At 45.2% G+C, this 19,227-nt stretch carries 20 protein-coding genes; 7 read left to right on the top strand and 13 right to left on the bottom strand.

Annotation, left to right across the window (positions count from 1 at the left end):
- Position 1: 1 nt before the first annotated feature.
- From SEDOR53_RS17235 to SEDOR53_RS0105640, 4 genes are read left to right on the top strand one after another with little or no spacing between them, the layout of a single operon-like run.
- Positions 2–970, top strand: a complete 969-nt coding sequence (locus tag SEDOR53_RS17235) for a hypothetical protein (protein ID WP_051416510.1) — start codon at positions 2–4, stop codon at positions 968–970.
- Positions 967–1,818, top strand: coding sequence for a hypothetical protein (locus SEDOR53_RS0105650; protein ID WP_026768845.1), 852 nt, complete (start codon positions 967–969; stop codon positions 1,816–1,818). The genes SEDOR53_RS17235 and SEDOR53_RS0105650 overlap by 4 nt, the downstream gene beginning before the upstream one ends.
- On the top strand, positions 1,808–4,348 hold the full coding sequence (locus tag SEDOR53_RS0105645; RefSeq protein WP_026768844.1) for an effector-associated domain EAD1-containing protein: 2,541 nt from the start codon (positions 1,808–1,810) through the stop codon (positions 4,346–4,348). Before SEDOR53_RS0105650 ends, SEDOR53_RS0105645 begins: the two co-directional genes overlap by 11 nt.
- Positions 4,345–5,358: a 5'-methylthioadenosine/S-adenosylhomocysteine nucleosidase gene (locus SEDOR53_RS0105640; protein WP_037360641.1), complete on the top strand. Its 1,014-nt coding sequence runs from the start codon at positions 4,345–4,347 to the stop codon at positions 5,356–5,358. Before SEDOR53_RS0105645 ends, SEDOR53_RS0105640 begins: the two co-directional genes overlap by 4 nt.
- A 322-nt stretch (positions 5,359–5,680) precedes the next feature.
- Here the strand turns inward: SEDOR53_RS0105640 and SEDOR53_RS0105635 are convergent, their stop codons facing one another.
- The 3 genes from SEDOR53_RS0105635 to SEDOR53_RS19035 are packed head-to-tail and all read right to left on the bottom strand — an operon-like array spanning position 5,681 to position 8,588.
- A complete protein-coding gene (locus SEDOR53_RS0105635) occupies positions 5,681–7,054 on the bottom strand; it encodes a sulfatase-like hydrolase/transferase (protein ID WP_026768842.1) in 1,374 nt (457 codons plus the stop codon).
- Complete coding sequence (locus SEDOR53_RS0105630) at positions 7,039–8,412, bottom strand: hypothetical protein (protein ID WP_026768841.1); 1,374 nt, start codon at positions 8,410–8,412, stop codon at positions 7,039–7,041. The genes SEDOR53_RS0105635 and SEDOR53_RS0105630 overlap by 16 nt, the downstream gene beginning before the upstream one ends.
- Positions 8,412–8,588 (bottom strand): hypothetical protein, encoded by a 177-nt coding sequence (locus SEDOR53_RS19035; protein WP_157576715.1) that lies wholly within the window; start codon positions 8,586–8,588, stop codon positions 8,412–8,414. The genes SEDOR53_RS0105630 and SEDOR53_RS19035 overlap by 1 nt, the downstream gene beginning before the upstream one ends.
- Before the next feature lie 133 nt (positions 8,589–8,721).
- On the opposite strand from SEDOR53_RS19035, the gene trmB reads away from it, so the two are divergent.
- The 3 genes from trmB (at position 8,722) to SEDOR53_RS0105615 (ending at position 10,089) form a co-directional block, all read left to right on the top strand.
- On the top strand, positions 8,722–9,426 hold the full coding sequence (gene trmB / locus SEDOR53_RS0105620; RefSeq protein WP_026768840.1) for a tRNA (guanosine(46)-N7)-methyltransferase TrmB: 705 nt from the start codon (positions 8,722–8,724) through the stop codon (positions 9,424–9,426).
- 31 nt (positions 9,427–9,457) lie between these two features.
- Positions 9,458–9,610: a DUF5522 domain-containing protein gene (locus SEDOR53_RS19220; RefSeq protein WP_232214805.1), complete on the top strand. Its 153-nt coding sequence runs from the start codon at positions 9,458–9,460 to the stop codon at positions 9,608–9,610.
- A 95-nt stretch (positions 9,611–9,705) separates the two neighbouring features.
- Positions 9,706–10,089: an MGMT family protein gene (locus tag SEDOR53_RS0105615; RefSeq protein WP_051416509.1), complete on the top strand. Its 384-nt coding sequence runs from the start codon at positions 9,706–9,708 to the stop codon at positions 10,087–10,089.
- Between the two features lie 3 nt (positions 10,090–10,092).
- Here SEDOR53_RS0105615 and SEDOR53_RS0105610 read toward each other — a convergent pair whose 3' ends face one another.
- The 10 genes from SEDOR53_RS0105610 to SEDOR53_RS0105565 all read right to left on the bottom strand — a co-directional run bounded on the left by SEDOR53_RS0105610 (position 10,093) and on the right by SEDOR53_RS0105565 (position 19,213).
- Positions 10,093–10,680: a DUF420 domain-containing protein gene (locus tag SEDOR53_RS0105610; RefSeq protein ID WP_026768838.1), complete on the bottom strand. Its 588-nt coding sequence runs from the start codon at positions 10,678–10,680 to the stop codon at positions 10,093–10,095.
- A gap of 17 nt (positions 10,681–10,697) precedes the next feature.
- Complete coding sequence (locus SEDOR53_RS0105605; RefSeq protein WP_026768837.1) at positions 10,698–11,510, bottom strand: SCO family protein; 813 nt, start codon at positions 11,508–11,510, stop codon at positions 10,698–10,700.
- Positions 11,511–11,583: 73 nt separating this feature from the next.
- On the bottom strand, positions 11,584–12,039 hold the full coding sequence (locus tag SEDOR53_RS17230) for a cytochrome C oxidase subunit IV family protein (RefSeq protein WP_051416508.1): 456 nt from the start codon (positions 12,037–12,039) through the stop codon (positions 11,584–11,586).
- Positions 12,040–12,084: 45 nt separating this feature from the next.
- On the bottom strand, positions 12,085–12,765 hold the full coding sequence (locus SEDOR53_RS0105595; protein ID WP_026768836.1) for a cytochrome c oxidase subunit 3: 681 nt from the start codon (positions 12,763–12,765) through the stop codon (positions 12,085–12,087).
- A gap of 77 nt (positions 12,766–12,842) precedes the next feature.
- Positions 12,843–13,427, bottom strand: coding sequence for a cytochrome c oxidase subunit 3 (locus SEDOR53_RS0105590; RefSeq protein WP_037360638.1), 585 nt, complete (start codon positions 13,425–13,427; stop codon positions 12,843–12,845).
- A 20-nt stretch (positions 13,428–13,447) separates the two neighbouring features.
- Positions 13,448–14,347, bottom strand: a complete 900-nt coding sequence (gene cyoE / locus SEDOR53_RS0105585; RefSeq protein WP_026768834.1) for a heme o synthase — start codon at positions 14,345–14,347, stop codon at positions 13,448–13,450.
- 4 nt (positions 14,348–14,351) lie between these two features.
- Entirely contained in the window at positions 14,352–16,166 is a 1,815-nt protein-coding gene (locus SEDOR53_RS0105580; protein WP_026768833.1) for a cbb3-type cytochrome c oxidase subunit I, read from the bottom strand.
- A 31-nt stretch (positions 16,167–16,197) separates the two neighbouring features.
- Positions 16,198–17,274 carry a cytochrome c oxidase subunit II gene (locus SEDOR53_RS0105575; RefSeq protein ID WP_026768832.1) on the bottom strand — a complete coding sequence of 359 codons (1,077 nt, stop codon included), beginning with the start codon at positions 17,272–17,274 and terminating at the stop codon, positions 16,198–16,200.
- Positions 17,275–17,322: 48 nt separating this feature from the next.
- On the bottom strand, positions 17,323–18,552 hold the full coding sequence (locus tag SEDOR53_RS0105570; RefSeq protein WP_037327264.1) for a hypothetical protein: 1,230 nt from the start codon (positions 18,550–18,552) through the stop codon (positions 17,323–17,325).
- Positions 18,553–18,583: 31 nt separating this feature from the next.
- On the bottom strand, positions 18,584–19,213 hold the full coding sequence (locus tag SEDOR53_RS0105565) for a cytochrome c (protein WP_026768830.1): 630 nt from the start codon (positions 19,211–19,213) through the stop codon (positions 18,584–18,586).
- Positions 19,214–19,227: the final 14 nt, after the last annotated feature.

The raw sequence follows: 19,227 nt of genomic DNA, 5'->3' as shown, positions 1-19,227 counted from the left end.
TATGGCGGGTAATTGTTCAAAAGAGGATTGTCATCCACATGAAACAGGCTGCAATCATGAAGGTTGCGATGTACTAACCGACTGCAAGTTTTACGGTAAAGATGTAGCTGCCAAGACAGATGATGTAAACAAAGCTGAAGAGGACTTTTTTGTACGCGTGCCGTGGACGGGAAACACAATGGGGCTACAGGATCTTAATATTCTATCATCGAATTCAAAAGTTAACCTAATTGGTATTACCGGTGCAGCGAGTGCTGGTAAGACAACGTTTCTAGCTACGTTGTATTGCCTGTTAAGGCAAGGCGCTTCGATTGGTGATTATTCGTTTGCGGGATCACTTACATTAGGTGGGTGGGAGAGCATTGCGTGGTATTTGAGCTGGAAGCAACACAATAGTATCCAGTTTCCGCCACATACCAGTATTAATGCCGGGCGAGCACCGGGGTTGTTGCATTTGTCGTTAAGAAATACGACTGGAGAAAGGAAGGAATTGGTGTTTACTGATGCGCCGGGTGAGTGGTTTGAACACTGGATCGCCAACAAAAACGACCCAAATGCAGAGGGGGCAGTGTGGATCCATCGTAATGCCGATGCATTTCTACTTTTTGCAGATTGTGAAATGCTTAGTGGCAATGAGCTCGGTAAGGCCCGTCAGCAAACAAAACTCGTCGCTGATAGGCTGAAATATTTATTGGGCAAAAGACCCTTCGGTCTCATTTGGTCGAAAGCAGATATAGAAGTAGACGAACTGATTCGCGAGCAGATTTCGGGGCATATCCAGAACTCCCCCTTGGAAAATTACCGGGAGTTTCAGACAAGTGTTAGGGAGGGTGAGCAAGAAGGTTTTCATTCCAATATACTTTCAAGTATAGAATGGATCATGCAGGTCACTGGTGGGGAGACCAACCCGCCGCTTATGGTTAGCCGACATAATACTGAAGACCTTTTCCTATCAAAACGTAGTGTATGACAAATCATTCAACAAGAATCATGATAATCGGTGGCCCGGATGCTGGCAAAACGCATTTTGGTGGTCAGTTGTATGGTAGATTGAATACAAAAAAAGACCGCTATAAAATTGTTTCGCCACCTGAAAACCTAACAATTTTTAAAGAGGTCTTGGATAGTCTTAACGAGGGAAAATCTGCTGGCCACACCTCTGTTTCAACGCATAACAATTTGGATTTGGAAATAGAACGTACAGCTGGGGAAAAATTTGTTTTCAGTTTTCCGGATTATGGTGGAGAACAGATCAGGAGTATGGTTGGGGATCGACGGATTGATAAAGAATGGAAAAAACAAGTTGATGAAAGTACGGGTTGGTTGCTGATGGTAAGATTGGATAAAATTTTACCGGTAGAGGATGTAGTTAGTAGAGGTCTTCCAGAGCAGGAGGTTTTGAAAACAAGGCAAGCAGAGACCGAGCCAATGAAATTATCGGCGACCGCTTTTTATATCGAACTATTACAGATACTGCTGTTCGCAAAAAAAATGCCAACCAGACATCAGGTTGAATTTCCAAAGTTATCATTTGTGATTTCTTGTTGGGATTTGCTGGACCAAGATGAGCAGGGTATGATGCCGCGGAATGTCTTGCGCAAGAGACTGCCTGGTTTATGGAGCTTTATCAGTTCTAATTGGCGTGAGGGTTATTGGGAAGTAATTGGGCTTTCTTCCACTGAAAAATCATTGTCATTGACGGAACCTGATATGGACTACGTTAAAAAAGGGCCGGAGAGTTTTGGGTATTTAATCACATCGAAAGGAGAAAAAGAGTCAGATTTAACACAAATAATTGCAACATTCCTTGAGCATTAATATCACCATACAACAAGCGTATTATGGCGAGGTCCAGCGTTCTCACGGAAAAATATCTGCGAGTTTTGAGGATGCCGAACTTAATTCATTCCTGGTTGGATTTACCGACCGGCCGAGTTCGCTGCCTGCAGGCTTAGAGTTGTCTCCCTATTATTCCGCGGTTGCGTTTAAAGAATATTACATTGTTACGTTGACGTTTCCCGATACATCAGCGCAACGTGGTGGTATGGTGTTTACGCATGCGTTGATCTTGAAACTTGCTGATCTTCAGTACCTAAATGATTTCGATAAGTTGCTTCATTATTTTATCTCGCATATTCCGCAGGATAAGACAGCACTGCTAGCAATTCACACCGATGCTTCAGATTTTTCAGTTCCTAATTCGCATGTTGCACATAAGGCTTACACCCAAAATCTCATAACTCAACTTGAGATAGGCAAACATCCGATTCTGTATTGTGGGTCTTTAAAAAGTTTCGCAGAGGCTATTGGGGTAGTATGGAACGGGCTTCCAATCGCTTTTCGCAAGCAGATTTCTTTTACTGCAGGCTTCTCTTATGTAGCTATTGACCAAACAAAAACGGTTATATACTTCCAGCCAGGCTTGGAGCAATCTATCAAAAATCACGATTACATTTCAGGCGAGCGAGAGGAAATTGTAGAACCCGCTTCAACGCTTGAAAAATATATTATAAGGCCAGCCCCTTTAAGCGGACTAAATGATTTTGTAAAATCCTTAAACGTAGAACTTCAAAACTGGGAAGAGCTTCAATTGTGTATAAAAGCTTATGACGCTTTTGAGAAAATACAACACTTAACCGCCGATGCACTTCGGCAGTTGTTGCGACAAGTCGCAAAATTATCGCCCAATCCCATTGACGGGAAGTCAATCAAGACGAAAATTATTGCCAGACTACACGAAAATATTGTTTCAGGTGTTGATCGAAACTATAAAGCTTTTAAGAATTTTCCTATTACAGCGTTTCAGGAAGGCATAAAAGAGATCGGGAATGCTTTTGAAGAGAGTGTAGAAAATGAATTTGCAAAAACAAGTGCTTTTGATCAAGTAATAATTTCTGATCTAATACAAGCGTTACAGGATGGAGATATTAAAAACTGGTGGCATAATTCGTTTGAAGTGGCTTTACAAAAAGTAATTGACTCTTTCAATGTGAATGCCTATCATAATCTCTGGAAGGTGTTTGCAAAATATACCGTGTTACCGAAAGCCATTACAGATTTCTTTTCGAATGATAAGAGATATGAAACATCTCTACTGCGAGATTTTCCAAAGAATCTTTCATCACAAGTTGCCAAACAGCTTTGCGAGTTAAGTGCTAAAAAATCCTGGCTAGTGTTGCATGCAAATCTCCTAATACTGTTTGAGCCGATCGGAGATGGTATTAGGAGGCAGCTTGAGCTGGAAGATAAAGTGGAAGATTCAGAGAGAAAAGGAACACATTTATTATTACAAAAAGTAGATGATGCAGATTTTTTGAAGGTGACTTTGAAAACGGGACATTCGTTTCTAGTCGATAGTTATGGTCGAAACGCTGCTACGAACGGTTCTCTTTTGAAGAGGCTTGATGTGACTTCTCCAAACTGGCTGAAAATATGGCTATCTAGCCTACAGGTCAAAGGTGATATCGAACATGGTATACCCAAAATTGCTGATATTGTCGAAGGAGTGCTAAATGAAGTTGTTTTAGATAAGGATGTGCCGGCAGCATTATTTCGTTTTATCGGGCAAAGCAAATTCGCAGATATCTATCACTACAAAAAACGGAAAGAGATTTGGAAAAAGTTGCCGGTATCAGATAAGAACCTCTTCTTGGATGCTACTGCTAAAAAATTATTGTCATGTATAGTAAGTGGTAATGAGATCGACGAATCGATAGAAACAGAATTGTCTTCCTATATGGCAACAGACAAGTTTTTAAGCACCTTGTTGGAAAAGTATCAGGATAATATTGAGGTGGTCATTGACGTGTATGAGTTGGTTGATGGTTTAAAGGATGCATATTTCGCTGATTATGTTAATTATTACAGCCGTGAGGTTAATGATCAGCTGTCTCGAAGACTAGGCGAAATGGTTGCACGCAAGCAACTTCGTCTTACTGCCAAGCAAATATTCGAAAAGGCAAAGCACAACAAGGATTTCAGACATGCGCTGGTGGGTTGTTCATCATTGTGTGATTTAAGCAAGTGGGATAAATTTATGTGGGGCTGGTTGTTTTCTGGTAGTTCATCAAATGCCGGTCTTTACCAAGCTGTGTTAGATCTTGCGCTGGAATTATATGATAAAGGTCCCGAAGACCGAGAAATATGGAAACGGGCGGGGGGTAAGATAAATCTTCTACATCACCACAGCAGTCGCGAAGAAAACTGGCGACAGGCAATCGGCCTTTTACAGCACGGCAGCGGAGGGAAACACATCAATATTCAATCTCTTGTTCAAACGATGCTGGAAGACTATCCGCAACACGCTAAGTTGCATGAAATGGAAAAATATTTAAAATCGAATCAATGAGTAAAAAGATACTAATACAAACAGCTTTAAGCCTGGAATTTCAGGAAGTGGAAAAATATCTTCAGAACACCGCTGTTATCAGACATCCGGAGACAGGGTCAATATATAAAAAGGGAATGTATGACGCATACGAAATATTGCTTGTTGAAACCGGTGCCGGGAATATTCGTGCTTCGGACGAAACGGGAAGAGCGATTTCTTTTTTTCAGCCTGATTATGTGTTCTTTGTGGGTGTGGCTGGCGGTGTGAAAGACGTTGGCTTGGCTGATGTTGTTGCTTCGTCAAAAGTTATTGGTTATGAAATGGGTAAGGATGAAGATGAGTTTAAGCCAAGATTCGATACGATGCCAGCGTCTTACGTTTTAGAGCAGCTGGCAAAACATGTTAAACGTCAGAATGTTTGGATAAAGCGATTGAACGAGCCCGGAGACCGACTTCCTGAAGCTTTTGTTCAGCCAATTGCTGCGGGTGAAAAAGTTGTAGCATCAACGCGATCGGTTACATACAAATACTTGAAGCAGTTTTGCAGCGATGCGGTAGCGGTGGATATGGAAGGCAATGGCTTTCTTGTCGCTGCCAGACCTTATCACACCCATGCGATAGAGGTGCGCGGGATTTCGGATTTGATAGATAAAAAGTCTGAAGCAGATGCGACCGGTTCACAGCCTTTGGCTGCGCGGAATGCTGCGGCATTTTGTTTTGAAATGATTGATCAGTTAGAACCTGTTACCAACCAATTGCCTGATACAACAACGCTTGCATTCCGAAAACAGTTTGTGGGTGAGTTGGTTAAACTGTATCCTCAGGGGCCGGAGCAGAATGATATCTGGAAAAGAGCTGGCGGTGATGTTTCAATGCTCTCAAATGCCAGTTCGCGAAAATCTCAGTGGTTTGGAGCCATTGAAGCATTGTCTCTCGGAGGAGGAGGGAAGGCTATAACAGTAAAGTCTCTGCTCGACGAGATTGTACTTGACTATCCGAATTGGATTTCCGTTTTTATTGCGAAGTAGTTCGTCTTTCGATAAAAGGCCGGCGTCAAAGCGGCTTTACGAATCTTTTTTGTAGGAGAATCTTGAAAGAGCGGTCGTAGGCGAATTGATATTGACAGTAGAAAGTTCAGAAAAATTGGGGCAAAAAGAAGGTCTACAACTGTTTACACTCGCTAACATCTGTGAACATATATCAGTCTTAAAGTACCTGCTTTTCAAGCAGTTGTATTAAAAAGCGTAAGCCTTTGGTAAGACATGGACATTCTCCCCCTACAGCCTATGAAAGCTGCAAGTATACTGTTTATCAATGTCTTGCGGCTTTTTTATTGCACCTTATTGCGGTTCAAGGTAAACCGTGTTGCTGCAGGAACGAAGGCAGGTTTGAAATATAACGAAGCTGTTGCAGCGCGGCCGTATCATATTTTTCTGGGATGTACACGGCGGCATAGGGGTGGCTGGAAGCTCCCGGCTCTTTAATAAAAGAATAGCGGGGACCATGATCGCCCGTAATGATCACAATTTTATCCTTCCATGTTTGTTGTGTATCCAGTAATTGTTGCAGCAAGTGATTGCCATATTCCAGGTAACCGGTATAATATTTTTTGATCGGCACACTGTCCCTGCCAGTGTAGGTTGACAAAGACACCAGACTGCCTGCACGGTCCCTGGAGAATGGCTCATGCGGAATGGCGAGATGCGCCCAAATAAAACGCGGGTATGGAGATTGCTCCAAAAGCGTTGCCTTTAATTTTTCATATAACCGGTGATTGTATGCATCGCATTTGGCAGCGGTGAATTTTGCTTTCTCGATCATCATGCCAAAGAGGGTTCCCGAGATCAATTGATCCAGGTAGGTACCAGGATAGCCGCTTCTGTCTTCCAGTTTATTTTCACCGCCTATGTCGAACGAGCTGAGATTCACGAACCGGTATCCATCTCTTTCGATCCGTTGTATCCAGCTTGCTTTCTTCAATGCATCAATCCCTGCATAAAAGTTCGTAGGTCGTATGCTGTCGTCTTCATTGAAAAGCGCATTCAGAGAAAGCAGCGTATTGGGAAACCTTGTTTGAATAGAAGGAAGCAAACAAAAATCATGCTGCTGCAAAATGGTATCGAATGGATTCCTGAACGCAAATACTTTTTGCAATACTTCGGAAGATCCGTATTCATCCATCAATATCCATACAATATCTCTTTTCGTTTCACTGGCGGGAATATCAATGGCAGCCGATTCTGTTTTGACGATATCTTTCTTCCCTTGTTCCACTGTTACCGAGCCATTCACTGCAAACACCAGGCAGATGATCAGCAAAAAAGTATTCAATAATGAATTCAGGTAAGGCGCATAGTCTTTTTTACATTTCCTGAGTAGGTACCGGGCCGCTATTAAACAGCACAAAACGAACACATAGAAAGCATAATAAAAATTGGCGGGTATATAGGCATATTCAAACCCAAGCAACTGTGCTATTCCTACTACATGCAGTAAAGAAGCCCAGCAAATGATCACAAATATTCCTGCATACGCAACTGTTGCTGCTTTTTTAAACGTTTCGAGCAAGAGCCATGTAATGGCAATGTAAAGGACATACAGGTTGATGGCAACTGGCCATGAAAAAGAAGGCGTATAACGAACCGTTTTGAACAGTAAAAAGGCCAGTCCGTATAAATACGGATACCATTGCCTGCGGAAAAAGTTCTCTATTTTCTGGTCCATAAGAACAGTTTCCTTTGAGAAGCGTTGCAGCTATGCTGATCCTGCATAGTAAAATAAGTGCTGAAAGAAGCAATGAAATTGGCTTCCGTATAATCATCAAAAATATCTTCCCGGTTGCGAAGCATGGCCTGTACTTTTTCATCCGTTTTCGGAATAAATTCCACGATCGCATGTTTGGTGGTAATGTCTGCAAAAAGTTTTGCCACAAAAGCCAGGGGAATATTTTTTGAGATACATAAATGATGTACCAGTGCGAGTCCCAGTATCATATCAGCTTTTTGCTCCACCCTTTTTATCAACGCTATCTTCTCTTCGTTCTTCCAACCGGTTCCCGGTGTAGGCTGGGTAAGATCGGCAATGATGGCAGTAAGGTTGTTGATTTGCTGTTCTTTGATTTGCCCATACAATTGATCAACGCAGTCATGATCCATTTCAATGGCCATCACTTTTTTTGCATACCGGGCGGCGATCAATGAAAAATAACCGTTGTTGGCTCCTGCATCGATCACACAGTTCGAAGAACCCGCGCTGATCCATTCAGTCACCTTATTGGTTTTATCGTTGATATAGTCTGTCGATAATATATCCTCATCATAATAATGCAACCATTGTTGGCGGCGATACTTACGAGGCTGCCATCGCTGTATGGCCCGTTGAAGCATTTGCCACCACAGTTCCAGCTTCTGCCTGTTGAAACCGCTGGTAGTACCTGCCTGTACAACTCCTTTCCTTTTATACCTGGCATGCAAATGAATATGTATGAGCAAAGTGGGATTCAGCCAGGTTTTGACGGGAAGGTTCCGGCTTACAAAAGGCAAATCCCAGCCGTCTATAAAAGCATTCAGCAACCTGCCCCAATGCTTATCACTGAAACACATCAGTGCAAAAGGCCCCAACATGAGCTCGCAAAACTGGCGGTAGGCCATCCAGGGCTGACCATCTTCATATATCGCAAAAGAAGTAGTGTCGAAAAGCAGGCATTTCCCGTCGTGGAAAGTGAAATTGTAAGGAGTGGCATCCTTCAGTATCATGCCATGCCTGATGGCAAGCAGGTTGATGGATAAAAAACGCACTATAACATCTTTCCACTGGCTTACCGACCATTCCGATGGATAGCTGATCACAGGAATCCATTCCGGTTCCAATATCTTGTAATAGTGCGGCATCTGCTCCGGGGTCATGGTAGATTCCTTGTGGGCAATCATCCACCCCCTGGTTACCAGTTCTTTGTACAAACCCGATTGCATCAGTAGATCGTATTCCTTTGCGTATGAATACGTTACAAAGCGGAACACAGTGCAATCGTCTGCAATTCTTACAAAACCATGCTTATCACGGTATGAAATAGCCTGCTGCATTACCCGCCCTCTTCTTCCTCTTTAAGTGCAGGACGCGCTTTTTTCAAAGAGAAAATCGTTTTCAGAAAATGGACACCTTTTTTGAAAAATACCATTACGGTAAGAAGTCCGGATACGAGTATTTGAAATAGTAAACTGCCCGATCCCGGGTCAATATACAGGATTGAAATGCTCATTGCTTAGGTAGGGTTTAAATGATAGACTGTTAAAAAAGCTTAATGTTTAATTTATATCAAAAAACAAAGCTTTTTTGTTCTGCTTTTAGGATTCCACCAGTAAGAGGCGCAAACTATTTAATTTTGCAGCCTCATGGGACAAAAAAAGTTGATCCGTTTCGAAGCTATCAGGCATTTTGACAATGTGCTGGAATATCCAAAGGATATGCCTGGTCAATGGAAACAGTTCTTTAAGAATGAACACCCTATTACACTGGAGCTTGCTTGTGGTAAGGGGGAATACGCAGTAGGACTGGGCCGTCTCTACCCCAGCCGCAACTTTATTGGCATCGATATCAAAGGCAACCGCATCTGGCGGGGGGCCAAAACGGCATTGGATGAAGGGTTGAATAATGTGGCGTTCCTGCGTTCGCAGATCGATAAGGTGACCGACTATTTCCAGCCCGGCGAAGTGGCCGAAATATGGATCACTTTCCCCGACCCCCAACTCCGTACTTCCCGTGCCAAAAAAAGACTTACCCATCCCAGGTTCCTGCGGCTTTATCAACGGTTTCTGCAATCCAACGGACTGGTTCACCTCAAAACCGATAGTCCCGACCTGTATGAATTCACCCTAACAGTGATTAACTTATTTGGCCTCGAGGTTATTGACCAGTCCGGCGATGTTTATGCCAACACAGACATTAAACAAGAGCTGCAAATAAAAACGCATTACGAAGGATTGGATATCGCACAAAGCAACCGCATTCACTACCTCTGTTTCCGCCTGAATAAAGAACTGCCGGTTGAGAAAGACGAAGCATTAAAACAACTCATCGGTGAGCAAGCAACTGATTGAAGGCGTTGACTTCTACTACGAAGGCCCCTATATGGTACTGACAGAAAAATACCATTTAGAGAAAGGTTATTGCTGTGGCAATGGCTGCAGGCACTGCCCTTACAATTATGAAGCCGTACCTGAGCCAAGACGGACCGTCATCCTGGGCGAGCGAAGCGAGTCGAAGGAGCCGCCGAATACTTGAGCAGATCCCTCGGCTGCGCCCTTCGACTCGCTTCGCTCGCTCAGGGTGACGACCTCGGGATGACGGTCAGTACATAATTATCATTAAATTGTTGTATGGCTAAGAAAAGTGCAGACAAATTGAAAACAGTCTTACCCAGCGGCGGCAAGGACATTTCTTTTTTTGAACAGGTATATGAAGTGGTCAGGCAAATCCCCAGGGGCAGGGTCACTTCTTATGGCGCCATCGCCGCTTACCTGGGCACCCGCATGAGTGCACGCATGGTAGGATGGGCTATGAACGGAGCAGGCGCTGTTAAGCCCAAAGTGCCGGCCCATCGTGTAGTGAACCGCAATGGCATGCTCAGCGGCAAAGCCGCATTCGCCACACCTACTTTAATGGAAGAATTACTCGCCAAAGAAAAAACAAAAGTCAAGGATGATACCATCGTTGACTTTGGAAAAAAATTCTGGGATCCCGCTGTTGAACTGGCGCTCTGATCTTTACCGGTAATACGGACTGATCATCCAATATACCACAGGCCCCGTGATAGCAACATACAGCCACATAGGCCAGGTAACCCTTGCAATGTCTTTGTGCAGTGAAAACTCCGCCGTCAATCCCCTGTAAGCTGTAAATAAAATAAAGGGCAGTATAATGGCGGCCAGGAAAATATGCGTAGAAAGGATCAGGTAATAGATCAGGCGTAATTTGATGCCCACCGCTTCTTTCTCTTCATCACTCAATATGCCGTCATGGTTGATATCGCCGAACCTGGCTTCCCCGGCCAGTAAGTGATGCGTTATATAAGAAACCAGGAAAATCACCGATAAGGCCAGGGCCGTTAGCATGATCCTTTTGTGCAGCAGGTATTTTTTATTTTTTACGGCTATCAGGGCCGCTACCAGCAACAAGGCCACAACGCTATTGATCGCAGCATTGATCGCGGCAAAAATATGCACGTTAAATCCTGGGTGCACATTCAGCTTTACCCTGCCCATGATCACCACTGCACTGAATACCACGAATGAGAAAATAGCAATGAGCCATCGGGCCTTCTTATCGTTCTTAACAATAACAGGTTCCAGCATAGTATGTATTAGTTTAGTTAATCGTTCCCTTTTCTCTTCTTCCTGAGATACAAGATAAAGAAAGTGATCATCAACGCCGCCAACAACCATAACCATCCCAGATCAATGATCTCCCTGAATACCGTACTGGGTTGCCGTGCATCTTTCTCAAGCATCAGCAATCCTATATCTCTCGCCAGCTTACCTATCGATACCGAATCGAGTCCGTTGTAATATCCCCGCACCACACGGTCTTTATCGAGCAACACATAGCGGCTGGTATGCACAAAATCGGGTGATACCGGCTCCTCGCTGAACTTGTCTACTTTCAATTCCTCGAATGCAAACCGATAGATCGAATCCCTGCTGCCGGTAAGCATCCACCAGTTATCGTGCTGCACACCAAAATGATCGGCATATTTTTTCAGCACCGGAACAGAATCGCGATCGGGATCAACAGTAAATGAAAGGAATTGAACAATGGAAGTATCGATCTTGTTGCGCACATCGCCGCCCTTGATGAACGACTGCTGCAACCTGGCCATATTATGCGTTAATATGGGACAAATACTTCTGCAACTGGTGAAGAAAAAATCGGCTACGATGATCTTACCGGGATTGTCGTATAGACTAACCGTATCACCAAGCTGGTTAACCAGGCGGATGTTTTTTGATCTGTGCCAGATGCTGTCATTAACCTCTTTCCCTTTTTCTATTCGTGTTATGACAGTATCGAGCAAATAACGGCGGGGCATGTCAACCGCTCGCTCGCTGGCGTATCTCAATACCAGGTAACAAAATACCGGCAACAATACCGCTACACATAAACCCAACAGCGCTTTTCTATTCATGTCAGCTCATTTACAAAAGAACCACCGCCATAGCGCCGGTGGTTCTTGTCAATTCAGTATGATGATGCTTCCATCAATGTTTTGGTTGTTCCACTGCAGCGCCTTTCTCTTCGGCTGGCCTGGCTTCTTTGCCTTCCGCAGCATGCTCTCCTTCCTTCTTCTCTACTTTAATGGTAGCCTGCTCTTTGAAATGGGGGTCGTACGTATTACGCAGGTGACGGAATGAATTACCGTCGTAAAGGAAGGCGGTGATAAACCATATAAACAGGGCCAAAGGCACCACAATGGTCATGATCATGTTCCTGATCTCGTGTTTCAGGTGCATGAAATAACCTACGATATAAAAAGCTTTTGCCAGCATCAGCACAATGATGGTTATTTTAGTAGCCAGCCTTGATGTGCTTTCCAGCGGCATGCCCATCATCCAGAAACCAAGGGCCAGTTCAATGATGGTTAAAACCGTAAGGATCAGCGTTACCCTTAAAATCTCTTTGGTGCTTCCTCCGCTGTGCTCTTCTGAATGTGCCATAATAATATCTTAATCGGTGTGAAGAATGTTTTTAGTTGTTTGTTGTTAGATCAGGTAAAAGCAAGTGAATACGAATACCCATACCAGGTCTACAAAGTGCCAGTACAACCCGGCTTTTTCAATCATCAGGTAATGCCCGCGCTTTTCAAATTTATCCATCAGGGTCATGGTCAGCATCACAATGTTGATGATCACACCTGAAAACACGTGGAATCCATGGAACCCGGTAATGGTAAAGAAGAAATTGGTAAAGTTGGTAGAAGAAGCGGTACCATCATGGTTGATGAAAGGATTGCGTCCCCACCAGGCACCTTCATGAAACAGGTGGTTCCACTCCCATGCCTGGCAGCTCAGGAAGGCCAGTCCGCCCAGGATGGTCAGGATCAGGTTTCTCACCACTCCTTTCTTATCCATTTCATGCCCGGCTTTCACAGCCAGTACCATGGTAACCGAACTGATGATCAAAATGAATGTCATGATACTCACAAACACCAGCGGCGCATGCACTCCTTCGGGAGCGAAGGGGTAGCTTCTGAACACTTCGTTGGGGTCAGGCCAGCCGTTGGTAGAAAAACGGATGGTACCATAAGAGATCAGGAATGCACCAAATGTGAAGGCATCGCTCATTAAAAAATACCACATCATCAATTTTCCATACTCTACGTTGAAGGGACTCTTCCCTCCGCCCCACATTTTGGATGCTGTTGCAGTTGTTGTACTTGACATGATTACACTGAAAATTTCGTTACAAAAATATTGGGTACGGTTTAAAAAAGCTGCAGAAACCGCAACTTTTTTGGGATCTACCCGATCCAGTTATAAAAAACAAACAAGTATATCCAAAGCGCATCCACAAAGTGCCAGTAAGTGCCGGCTATTTCCAGCGGCATACTGTTGTATTGCTTGATGCGTGTGCTGAAAGCCCTTGCAAAGATCACCAGCAGGGCTATTACTCCACCCAGTACGTGCACCATGTGCAAACTGGTGATCACAAAGAGAAAAGAAGCAGATGAATTGCTTTTTTCCCCTACCAGCGCAATATGCTGTGCTTCCAGGTTGCGGAAGCCCAGGTACTGCAAGGTGATGAACAGGAGTCCCAGCAGGGCCGTGGTGCTGATGAGCATACGGTAACGCCCCATTTCCCTTGCTTTGAAGGCTTTGAGCGCCAGGTGCATAGAAAGGCTGCTTAACAGGATCACGGCAGTGGAATAACGGAATATAACCGGTAACTGGAATTCGAGCCAGTTGCTCTGGTTCTTTTTCACGATATAAGCACTCGTGAGCCCTGCAAACATCATCACAATACTACCAATGGCCACCCACAAAGTAAACTTGTGCGGGTGCAACCTTTGCGGCCTATTGGGTTGTTGTATCGCTGTCATCATCATCACATTTATTTTATCGCTCTTTACAATTTATTCGCCAGTAACGCCAGCAGTACCACCGGCAGGTAGATATAACTGCTGAACATCACGCGCCTGGCAGATTTCACGTCCATTCCCTTATACAGTCGCAGGCATTGTACCACCATGAACAGGTTACATACAAGTACAATCCACATACTGGTCTTTCCTGCTATGCCAAAATAATAAGGTAATATGCCTACGGGTATCATCAGCACGGCATACATCACTGTTTGCATGGCGGTGAACCTCGTTGGGCCTTTATCGGAAGGCAGCAGTTTGAACCCCGCCTTGCTGTAATCGGTATGCGCTACCCAGGCAATGGCCCAGAAATGCGGGAATTGCCAGAGGAACTGTATGCCAAACAAGGCCCATCCTCCTGCACTGAAATCATCGTTGCCCGCCACCCAGCCGATCAGGCAGGGCAGTGCGCCCGGAAAAGCTCCTATCAGCACGGCAATGGAGTTGATCTTTTTCAGCGGCGTATAGATATATGCATAGAGGAATAAACTGGAGGCAGATAACAGGGCAGAAGAGAAGTTGAAAAAATACCACATCATCAACACACCCAGTGCTCCTGCGATGAGCGCAAAAATATAGGCTTCCTGCTGCGACATGCGGCCGCTGGCCACAGGGCGTTTGGCAGTTCTCTTCATTACTGCATCGGTATCTTTTTCAACGGCCTGGTTAATGGCATTGGCACTGCCGGTGATGAGCATGCCGGCTATGAAAAGCAGCAATATCATCCACCAGTTGTATTCCACCACTTTGGGTGCCAGCAGGTAGCAAACAACGCAGGAGAACACGACTGTCAAGCTCAGTGTGAACTTGGTCAGCTGCATGTAATCTTTCAACCTGGCAGACAGGGAGAAAGGAGCAGGTGTTGATGCGTCTGTTGCAACCATATCATCAGTGGTGTTCGCTTTCGTCAGATCCTATCGGGGTGGTTTGCGGAATGAAATCTTTTCCATCCTTACCATAGTCATAAGCCCAACGGTGTACTTCAGGTATTTCGCCGGTCCAGTTACCATGACCAGGACGGATAGGAGCTGTCCACTCGAGTGTGGTAGCACCCCAAGGGTTCTGTGTAGTCACTTTTCTGCCTTTGAAAATAGAATAGAAGAAGTTGAACAGGAACAGGAGTTGCACAGCGAATACGATCATCGCCACGGTGCTGATGAACCTGTTCAGTTCCACGAATTGTTTAAAGCTTTCCCAGTTGCTGTAGTCGTAGTAACGACGTGGCATACCGGCCAGACCCTGGTAGTGCATGGGCCAGAAAATCATGTAAGCACCGGCGATGGTTACCCAGAAGTGGATATAACCCAGTGTATTGTTCAGGTAACGTCCGTACATTTTGGGGTACCAATGGTATACACCGGCAAACATACCGAACATGGAAGCCACACCCATTACAATATGGAAGTGAGCGATCACAAAATACGTATCGTGCAGGTGGATATCCAGTGCTGAGTTACCCAGCCAGATACCGGTTAATCCACCGGAGATGAACAGGCTTACAAAGCCGATAGCGAACATCATACCGGGTGTGAAGCGGATATTACCGCGCCACAGTGTAGTGAGCCAGTTAAATACTTTGATGGCCGAAGGAACCGCGATCAACAAGGTAAGCAATACGAATACCGATCCGAGGAAAGGGTTCAATCCCGTTACGAACATGTGGTGCGCCCATACCAGGAAGGCCAGGATAGCAATGGCGAACAGCGATCCCACCATGGCCATATAACCGAAGATGGGTTTGCGTGAATTGATGGCAATGATCTCTGATGCCATACCCATCGCGGGCAGCAGGATGATATATACTTCGGGGTGTCCCAGGAACCAGAACAAGTGCTGGTACAGGATGGCGCTACCGCCTTCATTAGGCAATGCACCCACACCACTGACGAAGATATCTGACAAATAGAAGCTCGTTCCGAAGTTACGGTCGAATATCAGCAGGATGAAACCTGATAACAATACAGGGAATGACAACACACCCAGTACGGCAGTGAAGAACAGGGCCCAGATGGTCAACGGCAAACGGGTCATGCTCATGCCTTTGGTACGCATGTTCAGGATGGTAGCGATATAGTTCAAACCACCAAGCAGCGACGATACCACGAAGAGTGCCATGGCTATCAACCATAGATCCATACCCGTTTTAGAACCGGGAGAAGCCGACCCCAGTGCGCTCAACGGAGGATAAGCTGTCCAGCCACCGCTGAAAGGACCTGTTTCAACAAACAAGGAAGACAACATCACCACACTGGCGATGAAGAAGAACCAGTAGCTGAGCATGTTCATGAAAGGAGAAGCCATGTCTCTAGCTCCTACTTGCAGGGGAATGAGGAAGTTGGCAAAGGTTCCGCTCAAGCCTGCTGTCAATACAAAGAACACCAGTACGGTACCGTGCGTGGTAACCAGTGCATAGTATGCAGAGTCAGAAATACGTCCGCCTTTGGCCCATTTACCCAGGATATCTTCCAGCCAGGGGAAAGTGGCATCGGGATAACCCAGTTGCAAACGGAATAACACACTCATCAAACCACCCAATACAGCCCAAACCATACCGGTGATCAGGAACTGCTTCGCGATCATTTTATGATCCTGGCTGAACACATATTTGGTGATGAAAGTCTCATGATGATGATGCTCGTGATGATCGCCATGAACCTCATGCGCCAGTCCCGGATGTGCATGCACTACTGCTTCGTTACTCATACAAATATTCTTTAAGTTCTAACTTCTGTTTTTACATCTTTGCTGTGCTCTTCACAGCAGTTGCCTCTGTTTTTGCAGCAGCTGTTTTGGTGCTGTCTGCGGCCGGTTTGGCATTGGCCGGGTCTTTGTCAGGGAAAGCGGTCAGGTAAGCTGATTTTTGTTTAGCCATCCACACATCGAACTCTTCCTGGTCTACCACTTCTATGGAGCCTTTCATGGAGTAATGTCCATTACCGCACATCTGGTCGCAACTGAGCTCGTAAACGAAATTGGGGTTGCCGGTAATTTCACGCATTTCTTTGGTGGTGTACTTGGGGGTAAACCAAAGTGTAGTAGGTGTACCGGGTACCGCATCCATTTTCATCCTGAACTGGGGCAGACCTACATCGTGTACTACATCCCTTGAACCTATGATCAATTTAACCGGTCTTCCTTTTACGAGATACATAGTCTGCGCAACCACATCGTCGTGACCCATTGCATCATCCCATAACAACCCAAGGGGGTTATTGTTCGCATCGTCGATGTTCCTGAAATATTTTTTACCAAAAGTGCCGTCTTTTCCGGGATAACGGTACATCCAGTTGAACTGGCGGCCGGTTACTTCCACTACCATGGCATTTTTAGGAGGTTCTCCGGTGAATAAGAACCAGTTACGAAGGCCAATCACCACCAATATGGTGAGTGTTACGGCCGGGATGATGGTCCAGATCAACTCCAGGGTATTGCTATGCGGGAAGAAATGCGCTTTACGGTTTTCTTTTTCCTGGTATTTATATGCAAACCCGAAAAGTAGTACCTGGGTAATGATGAATACCAATCCGGTTAAAGCCAATGTAACCCATAACATAGAGTCTACACGCTCCCCTTCAACGCTGGCAGAGCCATGCGGCAGTAAGGTTTTACCATACAATTCCTTGTTGCAGAACCACACACCTATGAGGCCCAGCACCAGGAAGACGAGCATGAGAAAGCCATTGATCTTGTTGTTCTGCTTGCGGCTGGTTTCCGCACCTTTCAATACTGCTACATATTCGCTGGCTTTGGCAATCTGGAAGATCACAACAAAAATCAGCACGATCACAGCTATGGTTAAAAACATTGTCATAACGCTATCAATATTTTCTTAATTCTAACAAATAAGCTTCTATACGGTTTATACCACGTGAATAACACTCTCTTTGATGAAGGGATGGTGTTTCTGCACCAGCGGCTTGCTGGCCAGTGACTTCCCTACAAAATATATCATCATGCCCACAAACAAACTCAGGATACCAAAATCCAGCCAACCCAGGGTTACATGATCCTTAGACACACTGCCCATTACCATCTGGTAAAAATCGATCCAGTGTCCGAACAGGATCAATACCGCCATGAAAGTCATCAACGTATAATTTCTTTTTGCAGAACGCTTCATCAGTATCAATATCGGACACACGAAATTGATGATCAGGTTCAGGAAGAAAATACCTTTGTAAGCGCCCTGCACACGGTGTTTGAAGTAAACAGTCTCTTCAGGGATGTTTGCATACCATATCAACATATACTGTGCAAACCAGAGGTAGGTCCAGAAGATAGAGAATGCAAACATGAATTTACCAATATCCTGCAGGTGCTCCTGGTTGGTAAGCTCCAGGTAACCTTTGTTTTTAAGGTAGATCACCCACAGTGCAATCAATGACAGGCCCGATACAAATGAACTGGCGAAAGTATACCAGCTGTACATGGTAGAATACCAGTGTGCATCAAGACTCATCATCCACAACCAGGGAACGGTAGAACCTACAGTGAGGGCGAACCAAACGATGAACAACGCAGCACGGATGGTACCTCTCCAGATGAAGCTGGCACCCTGTTCTGCATTCATGGGTTCATCCGCCTCATTACCCAACTGGCGCATCCTCCAGCCCAGCAGGCTCCAGAAGCCCAGGGTGAGGGTGGTCCAGATGATGAAAAACTTAGGATTCAGGAAACCTGATTTTCCTTTCAATAAAGGATCATTGGCAACGGCATCGCTGTCGAGCCAGTGATAGATATGGTGTTTGTTACCCAACACAACATAGAGCAATACCACGAAAGTGATGGATCCGAAAATAGGCACCATCGCAGAGATCGCCTCACATACGCGACGGAAGGTTTGCTCCCATCCGCCCATGGCCAATGTGGTAGCACAGATAAAGAACATGCTCGCATTGCAGATCATGGTCCAGAAGATGGTGTTGTACATCAATGTACCCCAGAAATGCGCCTGCTCGTGTTCATCGCTGCTCAAACCTTTGGTAGCCAGTCCGATCACCAATGCAACCAACCCAATGCCGATGAGCGACAGTGACCAGGTTTTCATTTTTCCGGGAATCTCAAATTGCGTTCTGATAGATGATGCCATCGTTAATCTTTTATTTTGATCCTCTGATTAGTTATTTTTTCGCGGTTGCATCGGCTGCCGGAGCAGCTGCAGCTTTAGCCGCCAGTTGTTTGTTCTTAATGTATTTGATTACCATCCAGCGCTGTTTGCGAGTCAGTTGTGAAGCATAAGAGCCCATCATGTTCTTTCCGTAAGAAACTGAATAGAACATCTGTCCTTCCGGCATCACTGAAACCACCGGGTCTCCGATGAAATTCTTGGGTGCAGCCGGATAAGGTCCTTCACCTCCTTTATACAACGGTCCGTTACCATCCAGTTTGGTGCCATGGCAGATACCGCAGTTGATCTGGTACAAACGCTCCGCCTCTTTTGCATCGGTAGTTGATAACGAATCGAAAGGACTCTTCACCTGCTTAGATGCAACATAGTTGGTAGTATCGGTACCCTGGTCTTTGGCATAAGGGAAAGGCATTTCCTCTTCACGTGCAATGGTTCCTGCTACTGGCCTGTTGTCGAAGTTGATACCCTTTTCTGCCAGGTTACTGTGGTCTGCATAGGTTTCATACGCGCGGCTATAAGCCATATCGGGCATATAAATATGTCCCGGTGTGCGTTTTACATCGCTACAGCTTACAATCACCGTGGCGGCAGACAAAACAGCTATGATAGATAATTTATTCATCGTCGTTCTATATT

Origin of the sequence: Asinibacterium sp. OR53, assembly GCF_000515315.1 — a bacterium.
In the GTDB taxonomy this organism is placed as follows: domain Bacteria; phylum Bacteroidota; class Bacteroidia; order Chitinophagales; family Chitinophagaceae; genus Sediminibacterium.
This window is presented reverse-complemented; position numbering and strand designations above follow the sequence as displayed.

Coding starts and splice junctions, on each gene's coding strand:
- SEDOR53_RS0105630 (WP_026768841.1), bottom strand. CDS start 8,412: ATGCAGCAGGCTATTTCATACCGTGATAAGCATGGTTTTGTAAGAATT.
- SEDOR53_RS0105575 (WP_026768832.1), bottom strand. CDS start 17,274: ATGACAATGTTTTTAACCATAGCTGTGATCGTGCTGATTTTTGTTGTG.
- SEDOR53_RS0105590 (WP_037360638.1), bottom strand. CDS start 13,427: ATGATGATGACAGCGATACAACAACCCAATAGGCCGCAAAGGTTGCAC.
- SEDOR53_RS17235 (WP_051416510.1), top strand. CDS start 2: ATGGCGGGTAATTGTTCAAAAGAGGATTGTCATCCACATGAAACAGGC.
- SEDOR53_RS19220 (WP_232214805.1), top strand. CDS start 9,458: ATGGTACTGACAGAAAAATACCATTTAGAGAAAGGTTATTGCTGTGGC.
- SEDOR53_RS0105650 (WP_026768845.1), top strand. CDS start 967: ATGACAAATCATTCAACAAGAATCATGATAATCGGTGGCCCGGATGCT.
- cyoE (WP_026768834.1), bottom strand. CDS start 14,347: ATGGTTGCAACAGACGCATCAACACCTGCTCCTTTCTCCCTGTCTGCC.
- SEDOR53_RS0105635 (WP_026768842.1), bottom strand. CDS start 7,054: ATGGACCAGAAAATAGAGAACTTTTTCCGCAGGCAATGGTATCCGTAT.
- SEDOR53_RS0105605 (WP_026768837.1), bottom strand. CDS start 11,510: ATGAATAGAAAAGCGCTGTTGGGTTTATGTGTAGCGGTATTGTTGCCG.
- SEDOR53_RS0105610 (WP_026768838.1), bottom strand. CDS start 10,680: ATGCTGGAACCTGTTATTGTTAAGAACGATAAGAAGGCCCGATGGCTC.
- SEDOR53_RS17230 (WP_051416508.1), bottom strand. CDS start 12,039: ATGGCACATTCAGAAGAGCACAGCGGAGGAAGCACCAAAGAGATTTTA.
- SEDOR53_RS0105640 (WP_037360641.1), top strand. CDS start 4,345: ATGAGTAAAAAGATACTAATACAAACAGCTTTAAGCCTGGAATTTCAG.
- SEDOR53_RS0105615 (WP_051416509.1), top strand. CDS start 9,706: ATGGCTAAGAAAAGTGCAGACAAATTGAAAACAGTCTTACCCAGCGGC.
- SEDOR53_RS0105595 (WP_026768836.1), bottom strand. CDS start 12,765: ATGTCAAGTACAACAACTGCAACAGCATCCAAAATGTGGGGCGGAGGG.
- trmB (WP_026768840.1), top strand. CDS start 8,722: ATGGGACAAAAAAAGTTGATCCGTTTCGAAGCTATCAGGCATTTTGAC.
- SEDOR53_RS0105565 (WP_026768830.1), bottom strand. CDS start 19,213: ATGAATAAATTATCTATCATAGCTGTTTTGTCTGCCGCCACGGTGATT.
- SEDOR53_RS19035 (WP_157576715.1), bottom strand. CDS start 8,588: ATGAGCATTTCAATCCTGTATATTGACCCGGGATCGGGCAGTTTACTA.
- SEDOR53_RS0105570 (WP_037327264.1), bottom strand. CDS start 18,552: ATGGCATCATCTATCAGAACGCAATTTGAGATTCCCGGAAAAATGAAA.
- SEDOR53_RS0105580 (WP_026768833.1), bottom strand. CDS start 16,166: ATGAGTAACGAAGCAGTAGTGCATGCACATCCGGGACTGGCGCATGAG.